The organism is Flammeovirga pectinis, assembly GCF_003970675.1.
Lineage (GTDB): Bacteria > Bacteroidota > Bacteroidia > Cytophagales > Flammeovirgaceae > Flammeovirga > Flammeovirga pectinis.
Genome location: NZ_CP034562.1, coordinates 2,049,751 through 2,072,610, shown reverse-complemented (window position 1 = coordinate 2,072,610; position 22,860 = coordinate 2,049,751). Strand labels below are relative to the sequence as shown.

The window sequence follows — 22,860 nt, the reverse complement described above, 5'->3', positions numbered from 1 at the left end:
TAAGAATTTAAAACTTTGAATTGTGAATTTAAAAGTAATTCTAATTATATTGAACTTTTAAACTGACATTTTTTATCATAACAAATATCTATGAAAAGTAAACTTTTTTATGCAATAGCGTTAATGTGCTCTTTACTACTTTTTAACTTATCCGCACAAAGTCAGACTAAAAAAGAGAAGAAAGCAACTTTAAAGCAATTAAAGACAAAAGCAGTAAAAGATGCAAAGAAACAGGCAAAGTCTTTATCTAAGCAAGGATACACTGAAATTCCTGGCGATTTACCAATGGCAATGCAATTAGAAAACTCATATTATGCTAAGTTAGCACAAGATGATATGGGCAATCCAAAGTTCTTTGTGGTTTTTCAAGAATCTAAAGGCGAATCTTTTGCTGCAGCAAAACAATCAGCATATCAATTATGTTTGAATGAATTGGCTACTCAAATTGGTTCGGAAATTATTGGTAGAATTAAGACAAATCTTTCTAATTCTGAAAGCTTAAATGATTCAGGGTCAGTAAATGAAGTAATTGGTTCTTATCAAAATAATGTTTCTGCTCGTTTAGGAAGAACAACACCAATTATGTTACTTAAAAAAGTAGATGGTGGAATGACTTTCATTTCAATGTCTGTTAAGTATCCAATTTCTGAGGCAGAGAGAATTGTAAAAGATGATTTAAGAAAAGAATTAGCTAAAAAATCAGATCTTCAACAAGATGAAATTGATGGTTTATTAGATATCAGATAAATAGTAGTCTGTAATTCTAAAAAAGGTATCACATATTTAAATGTGATACCTTTTTTTATTGGATTGAAAAATTAAAATTTGATCTCTTGTAGCTGCGTTTCCCATTCCGATCGAAGAATTCCATAACTAATGGAATCAAAGTATTTTCCATTTATAATTCTTGCATTTCGAAATTGTGCTTCTTTTTTCATTCCTAATTTCTTTGATAGTTTCATCATTCCTTCGTTCCCAGACCAAGTTGTTAAACCAAGTCTTACTAAATCGGGCCTTTCTAGAAATAGAGAATCGATCCAAATGCACAAGGCCTTATAACCAATTCCTTGATGCCAGAATTCTGGGTTAAAAACAACGATTCCAATTTCCATCCAATTAGTTTCTTCAGACCTCCATCTCCATGTTACTTCGCCAATAAGTTTATTAGTTTCATTGGTGATGATTTTTTTATGTGGTAGTGGATTTACTTTATTTTCAAATTCGATTCTCAATTGATGAATATAATTTTCTATTTCATCAACAGATTTCTTTTTAAAGTAGGGAGCATTTAAAGATTGATAAGTGTGATGAGGAAGTAACCAAAACTTATATTCATCTAGGTCTTTTAAGGTTAATGTTCTTAGTTTAATCATTTTGATTTGTCTATTTAGTTGCTAGCCATTATTTAATAGTTAGTTATTTGACAACTAATAAGAATATCATGACAACAGAACATTGAAAATATTATCTGTTAAAAGGATACTTGAGTTTAAAACTATTAAATAGTAATCCAACAACAACAAGCAGTCCACCAATAATTTGGGCAGGAACAATTTGGTCTCCTAATAAAAAAGAAGCTGATGTGCCAAATACGGGTACTAAGTTCATAAATAAGGCACTAGTTTCTGCACCAATTTCTTTAATTGATATAAACCAAAATGCACCACAAATTGCTGTAGATAATGCACCCATAAAGAAAATTGCTAATAAATATTCTTGTGTTGTAGGGAAGATAAACTGCTCTGTAAAAAGGCTAACGCTAATAAAACATAAACACGCAACAATTGTAACTAAGGTTGTTAACCACAGCGGACTTATTCCTGTTAAATATTTTTTTATAAATACGTTACCAAAAGAGAAACTGATATTTGCCGCTAAAATATATAAATCTCCTTTAGAGAATGTAAGATGTTGTATTGTAGCAATATCTCCTTTTGTGATAACCATTAATATACCAGCAAAACCAAAGCAAATCCCAATTATTTGTTTAGGTTTTAATTTAGTTTTTAGCATTGGTATAGATATTAAAGCTGTATTAAGAGGGGTAAGCCCAATAATTAATACACCATTAAAAGCAGAGGTAAATTTCAGTCCTTCTAAAAAGAGAATATTGTAAAAAAATGCCCCTACAATGCCTAGAAATATAATTTCTTTCCATTTTGAGATACTTTTTTGAACTTGTTCTTTTGTAGGCTTTTTAAATAAAATGATAACAATTAGAAAAAGAGCACCCAAAGTATATCTATAGGTACCTGTTAACATTGAAGAGGTATAACTTAAAGCAATTTGAGATACATGGAAGTTTGTTCCCCATATAAACGTTGTGAATATGAGGAATAAATAATATTTATTTTTTGTTGGCATCTGCGTGTTAATAGAAGTTTAGAGATGCAAAGATGCAATTTTTAGCATGATATTCGTATAAGTAATTTTAATTATAAGATATAATCCTAACAATTACCTTACAATAAAACACAATTAATTTGATGTGTCTATTTAACTTATGTACAAAAATAATATTTGTACAATTGTTCTTACTCTATTTTACCCCTTCGATATTTTCACAAACTTATAGAAGTATTGATGTTATTAATGGTTTAGGCTTCGAAGACAATAAGGAAGTGAAATCTAATGCATATGCACTTTTAATAGGTACAGATCAATATCAGGATTTTGATGACTTAAAAAATCCTATATATGATACTGAAGGTGTAGCAGAAGTTCTTAAAGAAGACTATGAATTTGAGGTTGAAATTCTAAAAAATCCTTCAAAAACAATGATTTTAAATAAGTTGAGAGCTTATAAAGATAAACTTAAAAAATACGATAGGTTCATTCTTTATATTGCTGGTCATGGTACTTATGAACATCGATATTTTAATGAAGGTTTTTTAGTAACTAGCCGAACTAGAAATGAAATAAAGGACCCTAATTATGAGTCTTATTTGCCTTTTTATACTGTAAAACAGCTTACAGATAACTTTAGATCTAGACAAGTAATGCTTGTTGTAGATGTCTGTTTTGGAGGTGCATTCAATGATAAAATTACCAAAGGAAGATCTGTTTATACTAAGAATAATCATTTATCTGCTCCTCAGTTCTTGCAAAATCAATTAAAAGAAAGAAATAGGTTCGTTTTAAGTTCTAGTAGATTAAATCCTGTAGCTGATGGTATGAAAGGCAAACATTCTCCATTTGCTCAAAAGTTTATTCACTCTTTAAAAATTAATGCTGAAGACAGTATTGTTACCGCTAATGATTTATCAAGTGAATTAAAAACCTTGAGTTCTCGTCCTATTTTAGGCCATTTTGGAAGTTATATTGGTAGTAGTGATTTTGTATTTAAGGCAAAATCAGAAAAGATATCTTCTGAAATCTTAGTTGGTGCTGCAATTAAAGAATACGTTGATTATTTAAAAGAATTACCAGAGTTTAGACTTAGACAAAAGAAATTATTATCTCCCGAGTTAAATCAAATTGTAATCCAATTACAAGAAGCGTCACAGATGGGAAATGCAGAAGCATCTTTTTGGTTGTCATTGCTTGGGAAAAGAAAGCATGGAATAGAATTGTCAGAAAGCGAAATTAATGTATATGCTGATGATGCGATAACTAAATTCACATCAGAATTAGAAAACGGTATAGATATCCATATCGGATATTTAGCAGCTATTCAAACAGAGCATATTAAGAAATTTACAACTAAATCGAAGATTCAGGATTGGTATACAACAGCTACTAATAAGAATTTATTTATGTGTAATTTATTTGCAGGAGATTATTCTAAATCAATTGGCAACTTTAAATACGCGTACAAATTTTACGAACAAGGGGCAGAGCAAGGGAATTCTTTTTGCCAATTTGAGTTGGCTAACCTTAAATACAATAATAAAACTTCTATCAATGATTTAGGTTACGAAACAGACGATTATAAACTTTGGCTTCAGAAAGCGAGTGATAATGGTTTACAGAGAGCAAAAGAAATATTATTTCGCTCAACTGTAAACAAATAAATTATGAGTGCTTTTGGACTAATCATACATTAATTCAAAAGCACTTCTGTATGCACCAATTTCATTAACATAATCTATAAATTTACTGTAGAATTTATTTCTAGATATTGTTGCACTATCCCCAATTACAACCAACTTTTTTCTAGCTCTAGTCATGGCTACATTCATTCTTCTTGCATTCGATAGAAAACCAATAATACCGTCATCATTAGATCTTACAAGACTTATATAAATGATATCTCTTTCTTGTCCTTGAAAGGAATCTACAGTATTTACATTGATTTTTTTTCGAACAATAGAAGGGATATCCATTTGTTGAACAAGTTCTTTTAAAACCTTTACTTGTGCTTTATAAGGGGTAATAATACCAATACTTCCAATGTTATCTAATTGATTAGAACCGTTAACTATGTTTATATATTGTGTTAAATGCTTTTGTAAAAGTTCAGCTTCTTCTTTATTGTATGTGCTCAAAGATTCTGGAGCAACCTGATCTTGAAAACCTGTTCCTGCAGTATCAATAAATTCTAGCGGTTGGTCTTCATCATAAATTTTCCAGTCTTGTACTTCATCATTTGCAATTAATTTACCATCGTAAAAATAGTCCGAGGGAAAGTTCATAATATCTTTATTCATTCGATATTGTTCTTTAAGCATTACGTCTACAGATTTTTGCTTAATCACATTTTCGAATAATGTTTTATCCATTCCTTCTTTTGCGGCTTCTACAGATTTAATTGTAGGAGGTAACTGCTGATGGTCTCCCGCTAGAACTATTTTATCTGCTTTAAGAATTGGAATCCAAGTTGCAGCTTCAAGTGCTTGAGCAGCTTCATCAATATAAGCAGTAGAAAAACGCTTGCTCCTCATTAACTGAGTTGTAGCCCCCACAAGGGTACAAGTAATTACTTCTGCTTTTTCAAAAATATCATTAGAAATATAATCTGATAAAGAGCGAATCTCTTTTCTTAATTTATTGGCCTCAACATATAACATTTTACGCTCTCGTCGCTGATCGCTACCAAAGTTGCGTTTAAATTTTGCAGCAGCATCTCTGTACTGAGCTTCTTGTTGTTTTATTGCTTTTAGTTCTTTGTATCTTAGGTGTTTGGTGATTTTATAATCAACGGTTTGTTGTAATAAACGATCTGTAACTCTTGCAGGATGACCCAGACGAAGAACATTGATCCCTTTCTCTACTAATTTATCTGTAAGTAAATCTACAGCAGCATTACTAGGGGCAGTAACTAAAACTTGATCATTTTCTTTTAAATCTTGGATAATACATTGTACTAATGTTGTTGTTTTTCCAGTTCCTGGAGGTCCGTGGATAATGGCAACATCTTCAGCAGCAAGTGTATTTTTAAAAGCCTCGTTCTGACTGTCATTTAAGTAAGGAATGTCAAATTCATATTTTTTTGAAAAGGATGCTTTTCTATTTCCTAGAAGAATTTCTCTCATTTTTATTAATTGAGGTTCTTCTCCATTCATAGCAATAGTTAGTGCTCTTTCTAGTTCTCTATAAGCTCCTTCATCAAAAAGTAATTGTACACCAAGGTTACCCTCTGATATCCATTCAGGAATATCATCTTCGTTCAAAGTAATAATCATCTCATTACCTTTTACTTGATTAATAACACCTTTAGAACTCTCCGAAGTTTCATCATTATTACCTGCCAAAGAAAATAGACTCACAGTTTTACCAGTTTGAAAAACGTGTGCCTGTTCTTGTTTTCTAGATACTTTTATGATCGCTCTAGCACCTGCATCAAAACTAGACTTTTCTAATTGAACTGGATACCAGCAAATCCCTTTATTCTTTCGTTCTTCAATAGAAGAATCACTCATTAATTTTTTATACTGCTCTAAATCTTCCTTTTTTTCAATTTCTAATAATTTTAGAAGGTGTTGGAAGTGTTCTTTTATATCTTTTGAATCCATTATATCATAGTTTTAAACTAAGCTAATAAAATAATTTTAAGTAGTGGTTATATTTTTTTTAATAAAAATTGGTCATCTGTGCAACGTTTAAAAAAATGACCTGTCTTTATAATTGAATCGAATATTTAAAATTATTGAACGATACTGAACAACCCTGTTCGGTGGTGTTACAGATTGTTACAGATTGTTAATGATTTTATGAAATTTATAATTTATTAAGCATTTTGTTTGCATATTTTAAAATCAAGCTCTATAATTGATAATGTTATTAAAAATTAATAAATATATAGTGTCAAATACTAACTTATTTAATAACGTATTTATAATCAACTAATAAAGAGATTTTTAGAAGGTGAAATACCAATTCAACCTTTAGAAAATTAGTGTCAAATTACAGAAACATTTTATGAAAACTTTTACAATCGTACAAGGGGTATGTCTTATCATGTCCTTACTATTATTCACTTCTTTTACTTCAATAACATCGTTAGAACCGCTTGCAAAAGGTAGTATAAAAGGGCGTTTAATTGATCAAGAAACAAACGAACCAGTAAGTTATGCATCTGTTGCAATATTAGATGCTGATAAGAAATCTGTAACAGGAGCCTTATCAGATGGAAATGGAGAATTTGAATTGACTAAAGTTCCATTAGGGAAATATAATTTAGTAGTTCAATTTATTGGTTACCAAAATTATATTGAAGAGATAGAAATTACAGCTAAAAACTCTAAACTAGATCTAGGAGAGGTTGTTTTAGTAACCTCAATAGAACAATTGGATGAGGTAGAAGTAACAGGACAAAAAACATTTATTGAAAACCGAATTGATAAGAAAATTATCAATGTTAGTGAAGCAATGATTGCTGACGGTAATTCAACTTCAGAAATTCTAAATACTCTTCCAGAAGTAAATGTAGGTGCAGATGGTACAATCTCTTTAAGAGGCGATAATAATGTGAGAGTATTATTGGATGGTAAGCCGTCACAGATGGATATTAACCAAGTATTACAATCTTTACCTGCAGATGCTGTAGATAAGATTGAGGTAATTACGAACCCTTCTTCAAAATATGACCCTGATGGATTATCGGGTATTATCAATGTAATTACTAAGAAAGATGCTCTAAAAGGTTTTAATGGTAATTTAAGTCTAAACGCCGGTTCTAATAATAAATACTCAGGTTTTTTAGGGTTAAACTATAGAGTGAAAAGATTAAATTTCTTTGCTCAATCGTATTGGAGTTCTAATGAATGGGACAATACAAGAGATATGTATCGTACTTATTCTGATGTAACATTAGATGATCTAGATCAGAAAGAAACGATTCAGGATAATAACGGATATAGTAACATTAAACTTGGTATGGATTACTTCTGGGACTCTACCAATACTTCTACAGTATTTTATGAACGTTGGAAATGGGAGTCTGATGCTCAATCAAATTATACAAATAATTATAAAGATGGAGATGTAATTAATAGAACAGAATATCAATTAGGTAAGAATTATAATCTTGCTCAAGGAAATAATATAAATTTTAATCACCGCAAAGAATTTAGTAAAGGGCAATTAGAAATTGATTTATTCGCAAATTTAGGTGAAGCTGATATCACACCTCAGAATGCACAAAAAATTGGTAATGGTAGCTGGCAAGAGTTGAATAAAAATGAGAACCAAGCAAATTGGGCTTATGTTCAAGCTCAAGTAGATTACGATCAGACTATAAATGATAAGTCATCTTTTGAAGTAGGGTATAAAGGACAAATGACTGATGCAAAAATGAATGTGTCTAATGTCGATTTTGTAAATGTAGATACAATGTCTTACACCTATCCTTACAACGAATCTGTACATGCTGTATATGGATCTTATTCTTTGAGGTTAGGAAATACAAGTATTAAAGCTGGTTTAAGAGCAGAAGCTGCCAAAATGGAAGGGCAAATTACTAACTCATCTCAAAATGATACTTCTTATGTAATTGATTATCAAAGTTTATTTCCTTCTGTTCATGTTCAGCAAAAACTTGGAGAAAAGAATACAGTTGGTGTGAGTTATAGTAGAAGAATTAATCGCCCAGACGTAATGCAATTATTACCAATCGAAATGTCTTCTAACCCAAAGAATGTTATGGTAGGTAACCCTACGTTACAGCCCTCTTTTACAAACTCAATGGAATTGTCACATGGTTTTATGGCAGATGTAATTAGTTTTAATACTTCATTATATATGCGTCATAGTACAGACATTATTAGAGAAGTTGTTAATTATGATGCTGTACGAGATATTACAATAATGACTTTTAAAAACTTAGGATCTTCTATGACTGGTGGTATGTCATTATCATCAAATTATAATATGCTGAAGTGGTGGGAATGGAATGGTTCTGTAGACATTTATTATTTAGATATTCAAGATGAAAACGAAGAATATACTATTCCTACAGACGGCACTCCAATTAACTGGTCGGCAAAATTAAGTACACGTGTAACACCAATTAAAACATTAACATTCCAATTAATGGGTAGATATACAGCAAAAAGATATGATGCTCAAAGAATAACAGAACCTACCTATTCAATGGATTTAGCAATTAAGAAAGCAATATTGAATAATAAAGGAAGTGTGAATTTTAAAATCAATAATCTATTATATAGCGGAGAACAAAGAAATTCTTACGGAAACGGATTTGTTGAAGCGATAGATTTTAGACAGGAGAGTCCTGTTTATAGATTGTCCTTTTCTTACGCTTTTGGAGGACAGTTCCAAGGTCGTCAGAAAAGAAAAATTCAATCTAGTGGAGGAGGATTGTAAAATAGAACTATATATTTAAAGTGATACTCTATCTTTTGAGTATCATTTTTTTATGAACTTGTTTTTTAAATAATAAAGCCTGTGATAGTAGCTATTAAGCTGAGCAATCACAGGCTTTATTATTTTATAGGTTTGTCCAACCTCCAGCATTGTAAACTTCTTTTACACCTGCCTTTTTTATGGTAGACATAGCATTTGATGCACGCATCCCGGATTTACAGCAAACAATTAAAGGTTCGCCAAGTTTAAGAATTTCGGGCATTCTTTTAGATACTTGATCTAATGGAATATTTTTAGACCCTTTAAAGTGACCTGAAGAAAATTCTCCAGTTGAGCGAACGTCTATTACTTTAGCTCCGTTGTCAATTAATTCTTTATAATCTACTTTAGGACCAAGTCCGAATAGTTTTCTTAAAAAATCCATATTTGTATTAATTTTGAATGTATATCTAAATATAGATAGTTACAAATATACCTTCTGTGATAAAAGTTACTTTAGAATTACTTTGTTCCTTCCTAGTTCCACTTTTCCAAGTTTCTCTAGTTGTTTAAGTAATCTTGAAATAACTTCTCTAGATGTATTTAAACTTAAGGCAATTTCTGAGTGAGAAACATTCAACTCATTCGATTCTTTTATAGCCTTTAATTTATTGAGGTAATTGATTAACCTTTCATCCATCTTTTTAAAAGCAAGTTCGTCAATAGCTTGTAATAAACCATCAAACCTAACTTTGTATGCCTTCATGAGAAAGTCACGCCATTCTGGAAAACGTGACATCCAATCATTAATTGAGCCAATAGGTACTTTATACACCCAAGTATCTTCTTCAGCAGTTACTCTAACAGCACTTTCTTGGTACATCATAGATATTGTACAAGTTTCGCCATATTCTAAATAATATAAAAAAAGCTCATGCCCATCTTCATCTTCTCTTGTAACTTTTAAAACACCATCTGTTACAATAGGAACATAAGTCATTTCTTCATTTATATCAATTAAGAAATCACCTTCACTTACTTGTACAAGTTCTCCTACAGATAAAAATTCTGTTTGAATAGGATGCTTTGAATCCGTATTAGGAAAACTAGCTTGTATGAAATTTTTTAATGAATTATTCATTCTGTTTTCTGAAATATAGCGTTTTACCACTTTTTACAACGGTAAATTTACAAAAAAGTAATTCCAAGAAAAGGTGATCAAAAACAATTTTTCAATTAAGTAACTGATTCATTTGGGTCAATATTTCTAATTGCCCAACTCCAAACTAATCGAGCATCTCCAGTAGAGAATCTATTTTCGCGGTCTAATTCTTCTTGATTGTCAAATTCTTTTCCAAATTCTTCGTCAAGACTTAACATCCCAAAATCTTTATCTTTTACGTTTTTAAGTATTGAACCAACTTTTTGAGCAGCCTCTTTACTAATTACTAACCATGGGTTTGATCTCCCTAATAAATCAGTAACCTGTCCGAAAGCATTATCACCTAAAGTTTTTTCAACATCAGAAAGTAGCTCACCAACATTTCTAATATTACTTCTAGAGTGTTTTAAGTAAACACGTACTTTTAAACGTCTATTTTTAGGCATTTCTCTGTTGAAAACAAATAACCCATCTACACCAACACCTACTTTAGGCTCAAAGTAAATTTTATTTTCAGCATTTGGTTTTAATTGAATTACTCCGGTATCATCATTAGGGATACTTGTTAGAACCCATTTATCAGGATCGGAGGGGTGTTCAGCTAGAATAATGAAATATAATTTCCATCTTTTTTTAGATCTGAAAATTTCTAGTTCTTCAAATTCAATACGTACTTCTTGTTTCATAGTTTTAGTATAATTTACCTTATAGTTAGTGGAAGTTACAAACTTTTAAAATATCAATGTTATTATTCTTATAATGAACTTAAATAAATCTTTAATTATTTTGAAAAGTTGAGTAAACACATCATCTTTTGATGAATAAATAATAAGCAAAGCATGACGAAGTCAGAAATAATCCAACAATTACAATTAGAACCGCATCCAGAAGGTGGTTTTTATGCCGAAACATACAGGTCTCATAAAACAGTTTTATTGCCTGAAGATAAATTAGAACGAAATGTATCTACAGCAATTTATTACATGCTTGGTAAAGGTGATTTTTCAACATTTCATAGATTGAAATTTACTGAAATATGGCACTACTATGATGGCAGTCCTGTTAAATTGGTCGAAATTACACCTGAAGGAGAATTAATTGAGACAATTGTAGGAAAAGATTTTTCTAAAGGTCAAGTACCACAATATATTATTAAAGGAGGGAACTGGTTTGCAGGAGCAGCTTTAATAGATGATGAAGAGGGATATACACTTATTGGTTGTACTGTTGCTCCAGGCTTTGAGTTTCAAGACTTTGAAATAGCAGATACAAATGTACTTAAGAAGGAATACCCAAAGTATTCCGAGTTGATAGATAGATTTAAGAAGTAAAAACAAAGGCTTTTGATTATGTGTCAAAAGCCTTTATTTTTTATTCGAATATAAGAGGTACTAATGTTTGAGATAGTAAGGTTAATAGTAATACTGATATTATATTAAGCGTTACTCCAGCTCTTACCATCTGTTGTACTGTAACATGGCCACTCGCAAAAACGATTGCATTTGGTGGAGTTGCCATCGGTAACATAAAAGCACAACTTGCAGCCATAGCTATAGGAGCTGCAAAAGTTAATACATCATTTCCAAGTGCAACAGCAACACCTCCTACAACAGGAAGAAATATTGTTGCTAGGGCAGTGTTACTCATCACTTCGGTAGCAAAAAGTATAATACTTATAAGTAACATCATCATAAATACACCATGTACTGATGTAGAAGATGAAATTAAATTTCCTATATATTCTATAACCCCAGCATTACCTAAGGCGCTAGCCATACTTAAACCTCCTCCAAAAAGAACAAGAACACCCCAAGGAAGTTTTTCAGTATCTTTCCAAGCGAGCAAAAAAGTGCCTTTAGATTTTGTGGATGGGATAATGAAAAGTAAAACACCTGCAAAAATTGCAATGCTAGAATCATTTAAAGTGATAGGACCATATTTATTTATTAATGACCTAAATACCCATAAAAAAGCAGTTAGACAGAATACTATACCAACACATTTTTCTTCCCATTGAATTGGACCTAAATCTTGATACTCTTTTTCTATTAATTCTTTTCCGCCTTTTAATTCTTTGAGATTATTTGGGTAGACAAATTTTAAAAGAACAATGTATACTATACCCATCATTACAGTAGAGAATGGTACTCCAAGTAACATCCAATTAAAAAAGTCAATTTCTATATTGTATGTCTCTTTCATAAATCCACCAAAAATAGCATTTGGTGGAGTTCCAATTAGTGTAGCAATACCACCAACACTAGCTGCATAAGCAATACCTAACATTAAAGATGTAGCAAAGTTTTTTGCATCTTTTGGGTCTATACCTTTATCATCTTTAAGTAAAAGATTAATTATGGAAGCAGCAATAGGGAGCATCATCACTGTAGTTGCGGTATTTGATATCCACATACTCAAAAAGCCAGTGGCAACCATAAAGCCTAAAACAATTTGATTTGCCTTAGTCCCTGTCATTCTAACAATACCTAATGCAATTCTTAAATGCAACTTCCATTTCTCCATACCTAATGCCACCATAAAACCACCCATAAATAAAAATATTATGGGATTGCTGTAAGGGGCTGCAGTAGCTTTAATAGATAATACATTAAAAAATGGAAAAATCACCAAAGGGAGTAAAGCGGTTACTGCTATTGGAACTGTTTCGGTAACCCACCACACCAGCATCCAAGTAGCTAAAGCAATAACAGTAATACCATCCTCACTAATATCATTTGGAAGAATACCTGCATATTTTATAAAAAAGAATGCTATTGGACCGGCAATGCCTCCAATCATTTTTTCTTTTGAATAAGAGAGTAAATCAGGTGCTTGGTTTGTAATTGGGTTTTCTGGGTGTGAAGATGAATAATTTTGTTGTTCCTTGTTATTTAAATCATCAGGATCAAGGTCACTTCTTTTCATTATTTTAATAGAAATAGGAGAGGATAAAATTAAATATTAGGGAGTATAATTTCAAGTTTTTGCATTTTGTTTGATGAGTATTTTACTTGATATTTCCCTTGTAGCTTATCAACAATTTCTGAAGTAATAAATATACCTCTTGAAAAATCATCATGTGCAAAATTCAAAGACATAGACCTGTCGAAGCCATTATTTGAAGCTACAGGGTTTCTTGGTGATACATTATCAGTAAAAGAGAGGTAAACGCCATTTTTGTGGAGTTTAATTTCAATTAATAATTTAATAGAAATATCTCTTGATACTAATTGTAAGATTGTTGTACAGATATTCTTAAATAATAAAGAAATTCGCTCTGCATCAGAGGTTATAGTCTTTTCTAAAGTTGTATTATTTGAGAAAGAAATATTAATAATATATCCTGAGTTTTCTAAGAAATCTACCAATTCACTATGAATTAAAGTAAAATCAATTGCCTTAGAATTTATATCCGTTTTTTGATTGTAATAATATGCAAGGATCTTTTGCAGGTGCATATCTTGAGTCCAAATCGTCTCATCCAAAAGTTTAATATATTGTTGCGGATTACGTGTGTCCGCTTTCATTAAATGAATTAAACCCTGAACTGTAGTTAACGGGCCTCTTAAATCATGAGCTGCTCGATAGATAAAATGGTCTAATTTTTCTTCAACCTTTTTCTGGTTTGAAATATTTAGGAAGACAGCATTTAAACCAATAACCCTTTTATTTACAATTATAGGAGAAAGGTACAATTCAATTGCTTTCCACTCAATATTAAAGCCAATTTTAAACGATTGGTGTGCAGTAATATTTGCTTCTATAACTTCTTTCTGAAAATTGAAAATATCATTCCCAGTATCTTTATTCAATATTTTTTTTAGGTCTAAACCTATATGTTCATCTCCTAAAAAGTCAGTTGTCTTTCTATTCGAACTAGAACCACACCACGTGAGCTTTAAATTTTCATCAAACTGACAAATTTTAATTTTAGAATTATCAAGAATAGCTTCGTAACGTAACTGATTATCTTTTAATTCTTTTCTAGCACTTTTTAAAGCAGATAAATCTTTAATAAAACAGACAATGTAAGGAGTATCATCATCAGAAGAGACAATAGATGCGGTTATCTGTACAGGGATAATTATACCATCTTTTTTCTGAATATAAGTCTCTCTAATAACTTGTTTTTTCTTTTTTAGTTCTGCAAAAACAGATTTTGCTTCCTTACTTAATTTATCAGGAACAAAATCATGAAAAGTTTTCGTGATTACATCTTCGGAAGCTTCATAACCAGAAATTTTTGAAAAAGCTGGATTAGCATAAAGAATATCTTTAGAAAAAGGATCTACCCATATAATACCATCAATAGAATGAAAATAAGTATCCTTTAGACGCTTTAGTTGTAAATCTCTTTCTTGATTAACCAACTTAAAAGTGGCATTTACATAAGAGGTTTCTATGTGAATAGGATATAACTGAACCTTATATGTATGAGGTCTAGAATTTTGTGATATTGTAAAATTGAAGGATATAGCTTCGTCCTTAATTAAAGCTTCAGTAATTTTCTTTTTAAGCTTAATTTGATTTTTCGGAGATAAACCTACGGCAATAGATCTTCCTACTTCAAAAGTATGTACATCATTCAAAAAATCTTTGGAAATGTATTTTACATTGCCATTGTTGTTAATGAGGATGTAATGTTTTTGCTGGTTATTAGAAGTATTTCTTTTATTTGGCCTATTTTGTATTAAAGCTTGCATAAAAAGTGGTTAAATACTGACTTACTGTAAGTTAGATAAAAAAAATTAGAATCAATGAAAAATTATTAATAAACGTGAATTTATTAAACAAAATACAGTTTTTCTTTAATTCACAACGGCTATAATAGCCAATTAGTATATGAAATGTATTGAATAGGTACTTTTGTAATGAAAATAGTAATTTTTTTACTTTTTGTGTTGCCAACAAAATTCAGAGGTATTACCAATATACCTTTTACATTGAGTTCCTTTTTTAGTACTACCGCTACACCTTATTTTTGTATTATTTTCAGTTTGTCTGCTATTATCGTTTACGTTGTTAGAGGTTTGTTGATTATTTGAAATTGGGTTATACTTCGAATCGTAGTTCCAATCTCCTTTAGAAAGACTACTTTCAAATGTTATTTGTAGACTATCAGATAGAGTGCTAAAAAAGTCTAGCTCAGTAAGTGACTCAATTGAGTCTATTGTAACTGTATATTCACTTAATGTTTGCTCACCTTTTTTGTTTGGCAATAAGAATGCAATTGATTCATATTCATTATTTTGAGTGTTATAATGAACCGCAATTTTGTAATAATAATTAGGTATACTTACTTTGTTATGACCAATAGTAGAAAGTCCATCTTCTAAAACAGGGCCTGTAATAATATAAATGTTATGTTTTTCCTGAGCCCATGCTCTAAATTGTTCTTCTAGTTTTTTCCAAATACCTCGATTAAAACTAGGGTCTTGTGGGCTCATATTAGAGAAATAAAAGCTTTCAGTCATGGCTTCTGCAATGAACGACATGTCTGCAGCGGGAACTAAGTGCCCTCTATCGTATCCAGAACCTTTGTAATCATCTAATTCAGCTGAAATAGACGTAACATATTGATCAGCTCTAAAATCATTTGTTCTTGATGCATTCTTGATTAATTCATCAGAAGTCAATTCATAAGCTACCCAATTTGCTTGTTCATGTTTTTCATTGTAGGAAACGGTATAATAAGTATGTTCAATTATTTGATTGTTACAATTATCGCATGTTGAAATAGGTAGTAATTCAACAGGGAAATTATCTTTATTTTGAGCTAACGTTACTTCAATAGAAATAAACGTGTAAGCTAATAGGAATATGTAAAAAAGGTTTTTTGGAGTAAAGTATATCATTTTAATAACGATCGTATAGTGTTAATAGAATTAGTAAAATTACTTAATTAAATCATATATTTCATTTGTATTATTATGTTATTGATAAACATTTAATAAAAATTGGTAAAAAATTTTGTCTTAACATTTTTATTAAGTCTCTTACGGTACTAAATAGTAAGAAAACGTTGTGTATTGTGTGAGATCGCATCGAAATCAATTTCTATGCTAAGCTTTATTAATAACTAAATAAAAGACTATGACTTCAAATTTTAATACCCCATCCTTTATAAAAGAAGATGTACAATTAAGTTTATGTTCTAATTTGAAACGTACGCTTGGAAAATCGATTCTATTACAAGCAGGAGTAAGAACAAAAAACATAGAACTTTTAAAAGATTACAAGTTTATTGGTTCTGATATTACTTTAGATGTGATTATGCATTCTAATAATCCATCTATAAACATAGTAATTGGATTTATGATTGTTGATAAAGAATCTTACCAAACTGTTGTCCCTAAACTAAAAGGAGCAATGAAGTTTTGTAATAAGTTCTACATTGTAACAGACCTTAAAGAAAGAGATAAGTTATACGATTTACTTGATTTACACGATCTTAATTCGATTGGTGTAGTAGGTAGAATGTCTGATCATCAGTTTGTTACATGTAAAGTAGCTGTAGACAATAAAGTTGAGCCGAATATCTATTATGAATTTTTTAGTAATAAAAAGTCAGTAAAGAACGATAGAAAACCACTTGATGAAACAAATAGATATATTTCTTTTCATCAAAGTATTAAGTAATTCATAAACAGTTCCTTTTGTTATTGATTCATAAAAATTTGATAACAACTGTGAATGACTATGAGTGTCGATAAAAAATAACCGTAATTAGTAAAAGGATGAGGCAGTTCTTAAGAACATAAATTTTCCTGTAAAACCTAATTACCCGGCCGTAATCTTTTTTTAGAAGAGATTACGGTTTTTTATACCACAAAAAAATGCTCATCGATAGTTAACTATTGATGAGCATTTTTACTTAAAAGTTGACTTTAAGCAAATTGACTTTTTAGTCTTAATTGAGTTAGCTTATTTTTTGTATCAAGTGCAAAGTCGTTATTAATAATCCAATCATAATAATGAGGATCCTTCTTTAGTGTCTCGACAACAGATTTACCTTTGTATTTACCAAAATTGAAAATGGCATTTCCTTCATTATTTAGTACCATTCTCCCTGCAAAGTCAACCAGGTTACTTGCTGTAAGATCATGTAAAGAATTCATGTCATTTTGTACAGGTTGATATTCTTTACCGTTTTTATCTTTTATAGTTACACCTTCGTAATGTTTTACTTGAGCATCTATAACGTCTAAAGTGGCAATAGTATCAGCTTCTGCAGAGTGTGCGTCTTGTAGTTCTCTACCACAATAGAATTTAAGTGCAGCACCTAATGTTCTTGGTTCCATTAGGAAAAATATTTTCTGAGCATCAACAATTTTACGTTGGCTGAAATCAAATTCAATACCTGCTCTTAAAAATTCTTCTGTAATTACAGGAAGGTCAAATCTTAAAACATTATAACCACCAATATCGCAACCTTTCATAAAAGCAGCAACTTCTTTAGCAATTTGCTTAAAAGTAGGTTTGTCTTTAATGTCTTCATCATAAATACCATGAATTTTACTCGAAGAAGAAGGAATGTGACATTCTGGATTTACACGGTATGTTTTGATAATACGCTCACCACTTACTTCAGCTTTAACCATAGATATCTCAATAATTCTATCTTTAGTTACATTAGTTCCAGTGGTTTCTAAATCAAAAACTAATAGAGGGTTACGTAAATTTAAATTCATGTGCTTTATATGTATTTTATTTTTTATTCAAATTTTATTTTTGAGATGATTTACTTAGCCAAACATCAAATAATTTTTGTTTGTCTTGAGTACAGTTATCTTCTTTTTCAAAAACATTCTCTTCGATCTGTTCGTTAATTTGTGCTTTTGATTTCAATTTAATGATTTTACCGTTTCGTTCAATTGAAATTCTTACTTTTGGAAAGTTTTCAGGGTGATTTACGAAATCGTTTATTATAGTTCCAATATTTTCTGCTGTGATTTCTTTTTTGTTAAACTCTAATAAAACATCACCTTTTTGATAGCCTATTTTTTTTCCAAATTCGTCTAATTCCGTAACATCATCAATAATTATTTGATCTTTATCGTTCATAGATAACCCTACATTACCAAAAGTGGTTGTCCTACTAATTTTCTCTTCTTGATATAAGATCCCAATTTTATCAAACATCTTAGATAAAGGAAGAGGAGTAGAGGTAGTTACATATTTTAAAAGGTATTCCTTAGCTTCTGGTATTTTTGAAACGTCTTCAATAATATCGAAAAGTTGATCGTCTTTAAAGGAAACATTAACTCCGTATTTCTGACTTAAATCTAACATTAAATCTCTTAAACAGTATTTTCCATTACTGTTTTCTAAAAGAACGAGGTCTAATCCAAATGCTATTAATGCCCCTTTTTGATATACATTACTGTACTCAACACTATATTTATCTAAACAGTCTTTACTTAATTCTGTAAAAGGCAAGTTCCGATCGTATAATGTTGTTGATGTTATAATTTTTTGATGTAAGGCTTCTAAATATGCACTTTCGGAAATTACATTTTCTTGTACCAATGCTAGCCCAGCAAAGTATTCTGTAACACCTTCATATAGCCAAAGGTGTTGTGACATTTTTGGTTGCATAAAATCAAACTCAGCTATTTCATCAGAATGTATACTAAGTGGAGTGATTATATGAAAGAACTCATGTGAGGCAATTTCTTGAATGATAGGTAAAAGAGATTTAGGATTCATCTCTGGAAGGAAATAGAAAGATGAATTCCAATGTTCTAGAGCTCCATTCGCACCAGAATTACTTGGCTTATCAGATAAATAAATTAAAAATGTATAATGATCTGTAGGTAATTTTCCTTTCAAGAATTTTTCTTGTGCCTTTAGCACCTCTTTCAAACTTTTAGCAGTTGTTTTTGCATCTAGTTTTTTATTAGGAGAATATAAGCCAATAAAAACATTGGTAGAACCAATTTGTACAGATGCAGTATCCGCTTCAGAATACATTATAGGGTTATCGACTAACCTATGATAATTCTCTACAGTATATGTATCTGTTAGAGAGCTAGTTTTTAGCGGTTTTAAAGAAGTGGCACCAAACATATTACTAGGCTTAGATACTTTTACAGAAAAATGAGCTTCCATTTTACCTTCAAAATACCCGAAAAAGCCATGATTATTTAGAACAAAAACTTTATCTTTTTGAATATTTGTTCCCGCTGGCTCAAAAACCCTAGAAGGTAACATAGAGTCCCATGTGTCAGAAACCCAATACGTTATTTTTCTTGCTTTTGATTTTTGGTTATCAATCGACCATCTATTAACATCAAGCCTTTCTGTAGTAATTAAATTATTTTCAGCATCATAGACTTTTAGATCTGTAATAAATCTACCAAAATCATATACTTTATATGTTCCCGGAATAATAGAAGGGAATTGATATACAAGAAGTGCGTCATTAGAAGCAGGAAACTGCAATGTTACTTTTATTTTGTCAGTATCAACTTTATTTAGGTTAATAGCATAATTATACTCAAAATCTATGTTTTGAGCTGTAGTATTAAACCAAGTAAAAAATATAAAATAAAGTATCAACAACTGTCTCATCCCTTCCTCGCAGATTAAAAAATAAAAAGTTAACAAAAATACAAAATTGCATTGAATATCATAGTCTATTAAAGAAGTTAACATACGTTGTTGCCATTATTTTCAATTGAATAACATTCTATGTACTTTTGCATTTCTTGTGTTAAAATGCAAGTCATTAATTTTCAGTTAGTAATGAGAAAAGTAGCTTTCTATACGCTTGGTTGCAAGCTTAATTTTTCGGAAACATCTACAATTGGTAGACAGTTTTTAGAAAAAGGATACCAAAAAGTAGAGTTTTCGGAAACACCCGATATATATATTATCAACACTTGTTCAGTAACAGATAATGCTGATAAGAAGTGTCAGAAAATAGTTCGTGAAGCAAAAAAGATTTCACCGAACTCTTATGTTGCAATAATTGGTTGCTATGCACAATTAAAGCCAAAAGAGATTTCTGAATTAGAAGGAGTTGATGCCGTTTTAGGTGCAGCTGAAAAATTCAGATTGTTAGACTTATTAGATGGCTTTGTAAAAGAAGACACACCTAAAGTTTTAGCAACTGAAATTAAGGAAACAAAAGAGTTTGTATCTGGCTATTCTATGAATGACCGTACAAGAACATTCCTTAAAGTACAGGATGGCTGTAATTATAAATGTTCATTTTGTACTATACCACTGGCAAGAGGTAAAAGTAGAAGTGCTTCTATTGCTAATGTTATTGAGAATGCAAAAGAAGTGGCTGCTCAAGATACAAAAGAGGTAGTACTTACAGGTGTAAATATTGGCGATTTTGGTATTGTAGATGGACGTAGACAAGAACGTCTTATTGATTTACTAAAAGAGCTTGATAATGTTGAAGGAATTGAACGTTTCAGAATATCATCAATAGAGCCGAATTTATTAGATGAAGAAATAATAGCATTTTGTTCTACTTCGAATAAATTTGTGCCACATTTCCATATCCCACTGCAATCGGGTTCTGATAAAATGTTAGAATTAATGCGAAGACGTTATAGAACAGATCTATATAAGTCTCGTATTACAGATATAAAATCACAGATGCCAGATGCATGTATTGGCGTCGATGTTATTATTGGTTTCCCTGGTGAAACTGAAGAAGATTTCTTAGATACTTATAATTTCTTGAATGAATTAGATGTAGCTTATCTACATGTATTTACTTATTCAGAAAGACCTAATACAGATGCCGTTCATATGGATGGTATTGTACCAAAACAGGAAAGAGCTAAAAGATCAAAAATGCTTAGAATTCTTTCAGATAAGAAAAAGAGAGCTTTTTATGAATCTCAACTAGGTACAACAAGAACAGTATTATTTGAACATGATATAGAAGAAGGAAATATGTTTGGCTTTACAGAAAACTACGTTAGGGTTGAAGCTAAGTATGATCCTGCCTTAGTAAATGAGTTAAAAACTGTGGAGTTAACTTCTATAAATGATCAATGCATTGTAGAAATTAGAGAACCAAAAGTGATTTACGAAAAACACTAAGTGATTAAAAAAGAGACATATTCTACATATGTCTCTTTTTTTTATTATCAAATATTAACATTTTTAATTGACATTTACCTGCTTTCTTTTGTTCTTTAATTCAAAGTAACTATTTAAATTTTAAGAACGTAATGAAAAATCCCTTAAACCTAGCATTTCTGTTAATCCTAGCACTATTGTATTCTTGTTCATCCGACGAAATAAAAATCGTTGACCAGCTCCCTGAACAAGATTATGAAGCCCTAATTCAAGTTAATGATCTTGATTATGCACTTACATCTAGAAATACGGTAAACCTTACTGTTACAGGTACTTTCAGTCAGAACAAGCCTGATGATATCATTAGATATGACATTTTGCTAAACGAAAAAAGTAATATAGATGCAGAAGCAGATGACAATCAAGTTTTAACGATGGTTGAAAATGGATTAGATTATACGGCGACTGTTAAACACTTAGATAAATCAAAAAAATACTATTTGAGATCATATGTATTAACCCTTAGTGGAACTAATTATTATGGAGAAGAAGTAGAAGTAAATTTCCCATCTACGATTGATACAGATCAAAGAGCAGCTACATTTTCTAATGTAGCAGTTGGTGAAGATAAAAATGGTAATAGATGGACAGATTATGTAAAGTTTGCTATTAGTGCATCTACAGAATTTATTGGAGAAAGACCGGCTGAAGTAGGAGTTGAATATTCAATCAATAAAGATTTTTCATCTTCTATGAAAATAATTAACACCGATGACCTAGGTTCAAGTCTTTATTTGTATATGATTCAATTATCTCCAGATACTAAATATTATGCTAGAATATATGCAGAATATGCTGATGGAGAAATTATTAAATCAGATGTTATTGAAGAAACGACAACTGTACCATCTCAAGTAGGGTTGTTTTACCCTTTAACAGTAAGTGAGTTTGGGGGATTAGGAGGTTATACTTCTTCAAATTTTGTAATTCATAAAATAGATGAGGCGAATAGAAAGATATATTTAATTCTTAAAGGGAACACAGGTTCTATACAAGATTGGGTAGCAGGTGATTTGCAAATAGGAATTTTTGGTAAATCTTATGAGGCAAGAAGGCCAACTGTTGCAGAATTACAATACGTTCACCAATTATGGTCAACAGATATTTATTTTGCAAGTGCTTTTACGACATTCTCTGATGAGTATTATAGAACTTCAGATGTGGATCCGAATAATTCTGCAAATTTTATAGAGTATAACCCAATAACAGATACAGAAAGATTTTCACCTAAGGTACCAAGTTCAACGAAATTACATCTTGAAAGATATATTAAAGTAATTAGTTATTAATTTAAAGAGGGAGTCAGTTTTATAAAGCTGGCTCCTTTTATTTTGTTATTATTGTTAATGTACTTGGGTTTTATTTTTAAGTACTTTACATTAGTTATGAATGAAACAATTAATCAAAAATATCTTTTTATCTTTTGTATTAATAGTCGGTACAATTGGTGTCATGGCAAATGCTCATGTATGCCAAGGAATGCTAAAAGCTATTAATTTAGAGCCATCTCATGAATGTTGTGAGATGTCTATGGATATGAAAGAAAAAACTGATTGTTGTGATAACCAAACCAAACAAGTAAAAGTAGATAGCCATTACGATCAAGTAATTGATGTTATCGAAGTACCTTCTTATACTTACCAAGAAGATATTTCTAATTTATGGACTTCGGTTTATTCATTTATTCTTCCTGAAAGCACATTAAGATTGCAAAATCCAATGCAATTTGTTTTTTACGAAGTGAAATCCCCCCCAATATTTTTATCTATAGCCATAAATGTGGCTCATTCAGTATTTATAGTATAATTGGAATTAAAGTTTACACTCTTTTGTGTAATACTTTTGTT

Annotated in this window: 19 protein-coding genes; 8 read left to right on the top strand and 11 right to left on the bottom strand. The window is 30.6% G+C overall.

What is annotated here, in order from left to right:
* Nucleotides 1–90 precede the first annotated feature (90 nt).
* Nucleotides 91–747, top strand: coding sequence for a hypothetical protein (locus EI427_RS08260; protein ID WP_126613523.1), 657 nt, complete (start codon nt 91–93; stop codon nt 745–747).
* A gap of 71 nt (nt 748–818) precedes the next feature.
* Here the strand turns inward: EI427_RS08260 and EI427_RS08255 are convergent, their stop codons facing one another.
* Both EI427_RS08255 and EI427_RS08250 read right to left on the bottom strand, forming a co-directional pair.
* Nucleotides 819–1,373, bottom strand: coding sequence for a GNAT family N-acetyltransferase (locus EI427_RS08255; RefSeq protein WP_126613521.1), 555 nt, complete (start codon nt 1,371–1,373; stop codon nt 819–821).
* Nucleotides 1,374–1,464: 91 nt separating this feature from the next.
* The gene (locus EI427_RS08250) at nt 1,465–2,364 is read right to left on the bottom strand and encodes a DMT family transporter (protein WP_126613518.1); all 900 of its coding nucleotides are present in this window, start codon (nt 2,362–2,364) and stop codon (nt 1,465–1,467) included.
* A 164-nt stretch (nt 2,365–2,528) separates the two neighbouring features.
* Between EI427_RS08250 and EI427_RS08245 the strand changes: the two genes are divergently transcribed.
* Nucleotides 2,529–4,013 carry a caspase family protein gene (locus EI427_RS08245; protein WP_170178422.1) on the top strand — a complete coding sequence of 495 codons (1,485 nt, stop codon included), beginning with the start codon at nt 2,529–2,531 and terminating at the stop codon, nt 4,011–4,013.
* Between the two features lie 18 nt (nt 4,014–4,031).
* Here the strand turns inward: EI427_RS08245 and EI427_RS08240 are convergent, their stop codons facing one another.
* Entirely contained in the window at nt 4,032–5,954 is a 1,923-nt protein-coding gene (locus EI427_RS08240; RefSeq protein WP_126613514.1) for an AAA domain-containing protein, read from the bottom strand.
* A gap of 445 nt (nt 5,955–6,399) precedes the next feature.
* On the opposite strand from EI427_RS08240, the gene EI427_RS08235 reads away from it, so the two are divergent.
* Entirely contained in the window at nt 6,400–8,766 is a 2,367-nt protein-coding gene (locus tag EI427_RS08235) for an outer membrane beta-barrel protein (RefSeq protein WP_205727915.1), read from the top strand.
* Nucleotides 8,767–8,890: 124 nt separating this feature from the next.
* Here the strand turns inward: EI427_RS08235 and EI427_RS08230 are convergent, their stop codons facing one another.
* The 3 genes from EI427_RS08230 to EI427_RS08220 form a co-directional block, all read right to left on the bottom strand.
* A complete protein-coding gene (locus EI427_RS08230) occupies nt 8,891–9,190 on the bottom strand; it encodes a rhodanese-like domain-containing protein (RefSeq protein ID WP_126613510.1) in 300 nt (99 codons plus the stop codon).
* Nucleotides 9,191–9,256: 66 nt separating this feature from the next.
* Nucleotides 9,257–9,886 carry a Crp/Fnr family transcriptional regulator gene (locus tag EI427_RS08225; protein ID WP_126613508.1) on the bottom strand — a complete coding sequence of 210 codons (630 nt, stop codon included), beginning with the start codon at nt 9,884–9,886 and terminating at the stop codon, nt 9,257–9,259.
* A gap of 95 nt (nt 9,887–9,981) precedes the next feature.
* Nucleotides 9,982–10,593: a hypothetical protein gene (locus EI427_RS08220; protein ID WP_126613506.1), complete on the bottom strand. Its 612-nt coding sequence runs from the start codon at nt 10,591–10,593 to the stop codon at nt 9,982–9,984.
* A gap of 153 nt (nt 10,594–10,746) precedes the next feature.
* Between EI427_RS08220 and EI427_RS08215 the strand changes: the two genes are divergently transcribed.
* Complete coding sequence (locus tag EI427_RS08215) at nt 10,747–11,238, top strand: cupin domain-containing protein (protein ID WP_126613504.1); 492 nt, start codon at nt 10,747–10,749, stop codon at nt 11,236–11,238.
* A 40-nt stretch (nt 11,239–11,278) separates the two neighbouring features.
* On the opposite strand, the gene EI427_RS08210 is transcribed toward EI427_RS08215, so the two are convergent.
* From EI427_RS08210 to EI427_RS08200, 3 genes are all read right to left on the bottom strand, one after another.
* A complete protein-coding gene (locus tag EI427_RS08210; protein ID WP_205727914.1) occupies nt 11,279–12,832 on the bottom strand; it encodes an SLC13 family permease in 1,554 nt (517 codons plus the stop codon).
* A gap of 29 nt (nt 12,833–12,861) precedes the next feature.
* Complete coding sequence (locus EI427_RS08205; RefSeq protein WP_126613502.1) at nt 12,862–14,610, bottom strand: PAS domain S-box protein; 1,749 nt, start codon at nt 14,608–14,610, stop codon at nt 12,862–12,864.
* A 186-nt stretch (nt 14,611–14,796) separates the two neighbouring features.
* Nucleotides 14,797–15,762, bottom strand: coding sequence for a DNA/RNA non-specific endonuclease (locus tag EI427_RS08200; protein WP_126613501.1), 966 nt, complete (start codon nt 15,760–15,762; stop codon nt 14,797–14,799).
* 238 nt (nt 15,763–16,000) lie between these two features.
* On the opposite strand from EI427_RS08200, the gene EI427_RS08195 reads away from it, so the two are divergent.
* Nucleotides 16,001–16,546, top strand: coding sequence for a hypothetical protein (locus EI427_RS08195; RefSeq protein ID WP_126613498.1), 546 nt, complete (start codon nt 16,001–16,003; stop codon nt 16,544–16,546).
* 248 nt (nt 16,547–16,794) lie between these two features.
* Here the strand turns inward: EI427_RS08195 and EI427_RS08190 are convergent, their stop codons facing one another.
* Together EI427_RS08190 and EI427_RS08185 are read right to left on the bottom strand one after the other, a co-directional pair.
* The gene (locus tag EI427_RS08190; protein ID WP_126613497.1) at nt 16,795–17,598 is read right to left on the bottom strand and encodes a 3'-5' exonuclease; all 804 of its coding nucleotides are present in this window, start codon (nt 17,596–17,598) and stop codon (nt 16,795–16,797) included.
* Nucleotides 17,599–17,632: 34 nt separating this feature from the next.
* The gene (locus tag EI427_RS08185; RefSeq protein ID WP_170178421.1) at nt 17,633–19,480 is read right to left on the bottom strand and encodes a M61 family metallopeptidase; all 1,848 of its coding nucleotides are present in this window, start codon (nt 19,478–19,480) and stop codon (nt 17,633–17,635) included.
* A 174-nt stretch (nt 19,481–19,654) separates the two neighbouring features.
* Between EI427_RS08185 and mtaB the strand changes: the two genes are divergently transcribed.
* The 3 genes from mtaB (at nt 19,655) to EI427_RS08170 (ending at nt 22,819) form a co-directional block, all read left to right on the top strand.
* Nucleotides 19,655–20,974: a tRNA (N(6)-L-threonylcarbamoyladenosine(37)-C(2))-methylthiotransferase MtaB gene (mtaB, locus tag EI427_RS08180; protein WP_126613493.1), complete on the top strand. Its 1,320-nt coding sequence runs from the start codon at nt 19,655–19,657 to the stop codon at nt 20,972–20,974.
* Nucleotides 20,975–21,105: 131 nt separating this feature from the next.
* Nucleotides 21,106–22,302 carry a hypothetical protein gene (locus EI427_RS08175; RefSeq protein ID WP_126613491.1) on the top strand — a complete coding sequence of 399 codons (1,197 nt, stop codon included), beginning with the start codon at nt 21,106–21,108 and terminating at the stop codon, nt 22,300–22,302.
* Between the two features lie 100 nt (nt 22,303–22,402).
* Nucleotides 22,403–22,819 (top strand): HYC_CC_PP family protein, encoded by a 417-nt coding sequence (locus EI427_RS08170; RefSeq protein ID WP_126613489.1) that lies wholly within the window; start codon nt 22,403–22,405, stop codon nt 22,817–22,819.
* Nucleotides 22,820–22,860 lie beyond the last annotated feature (41 nt).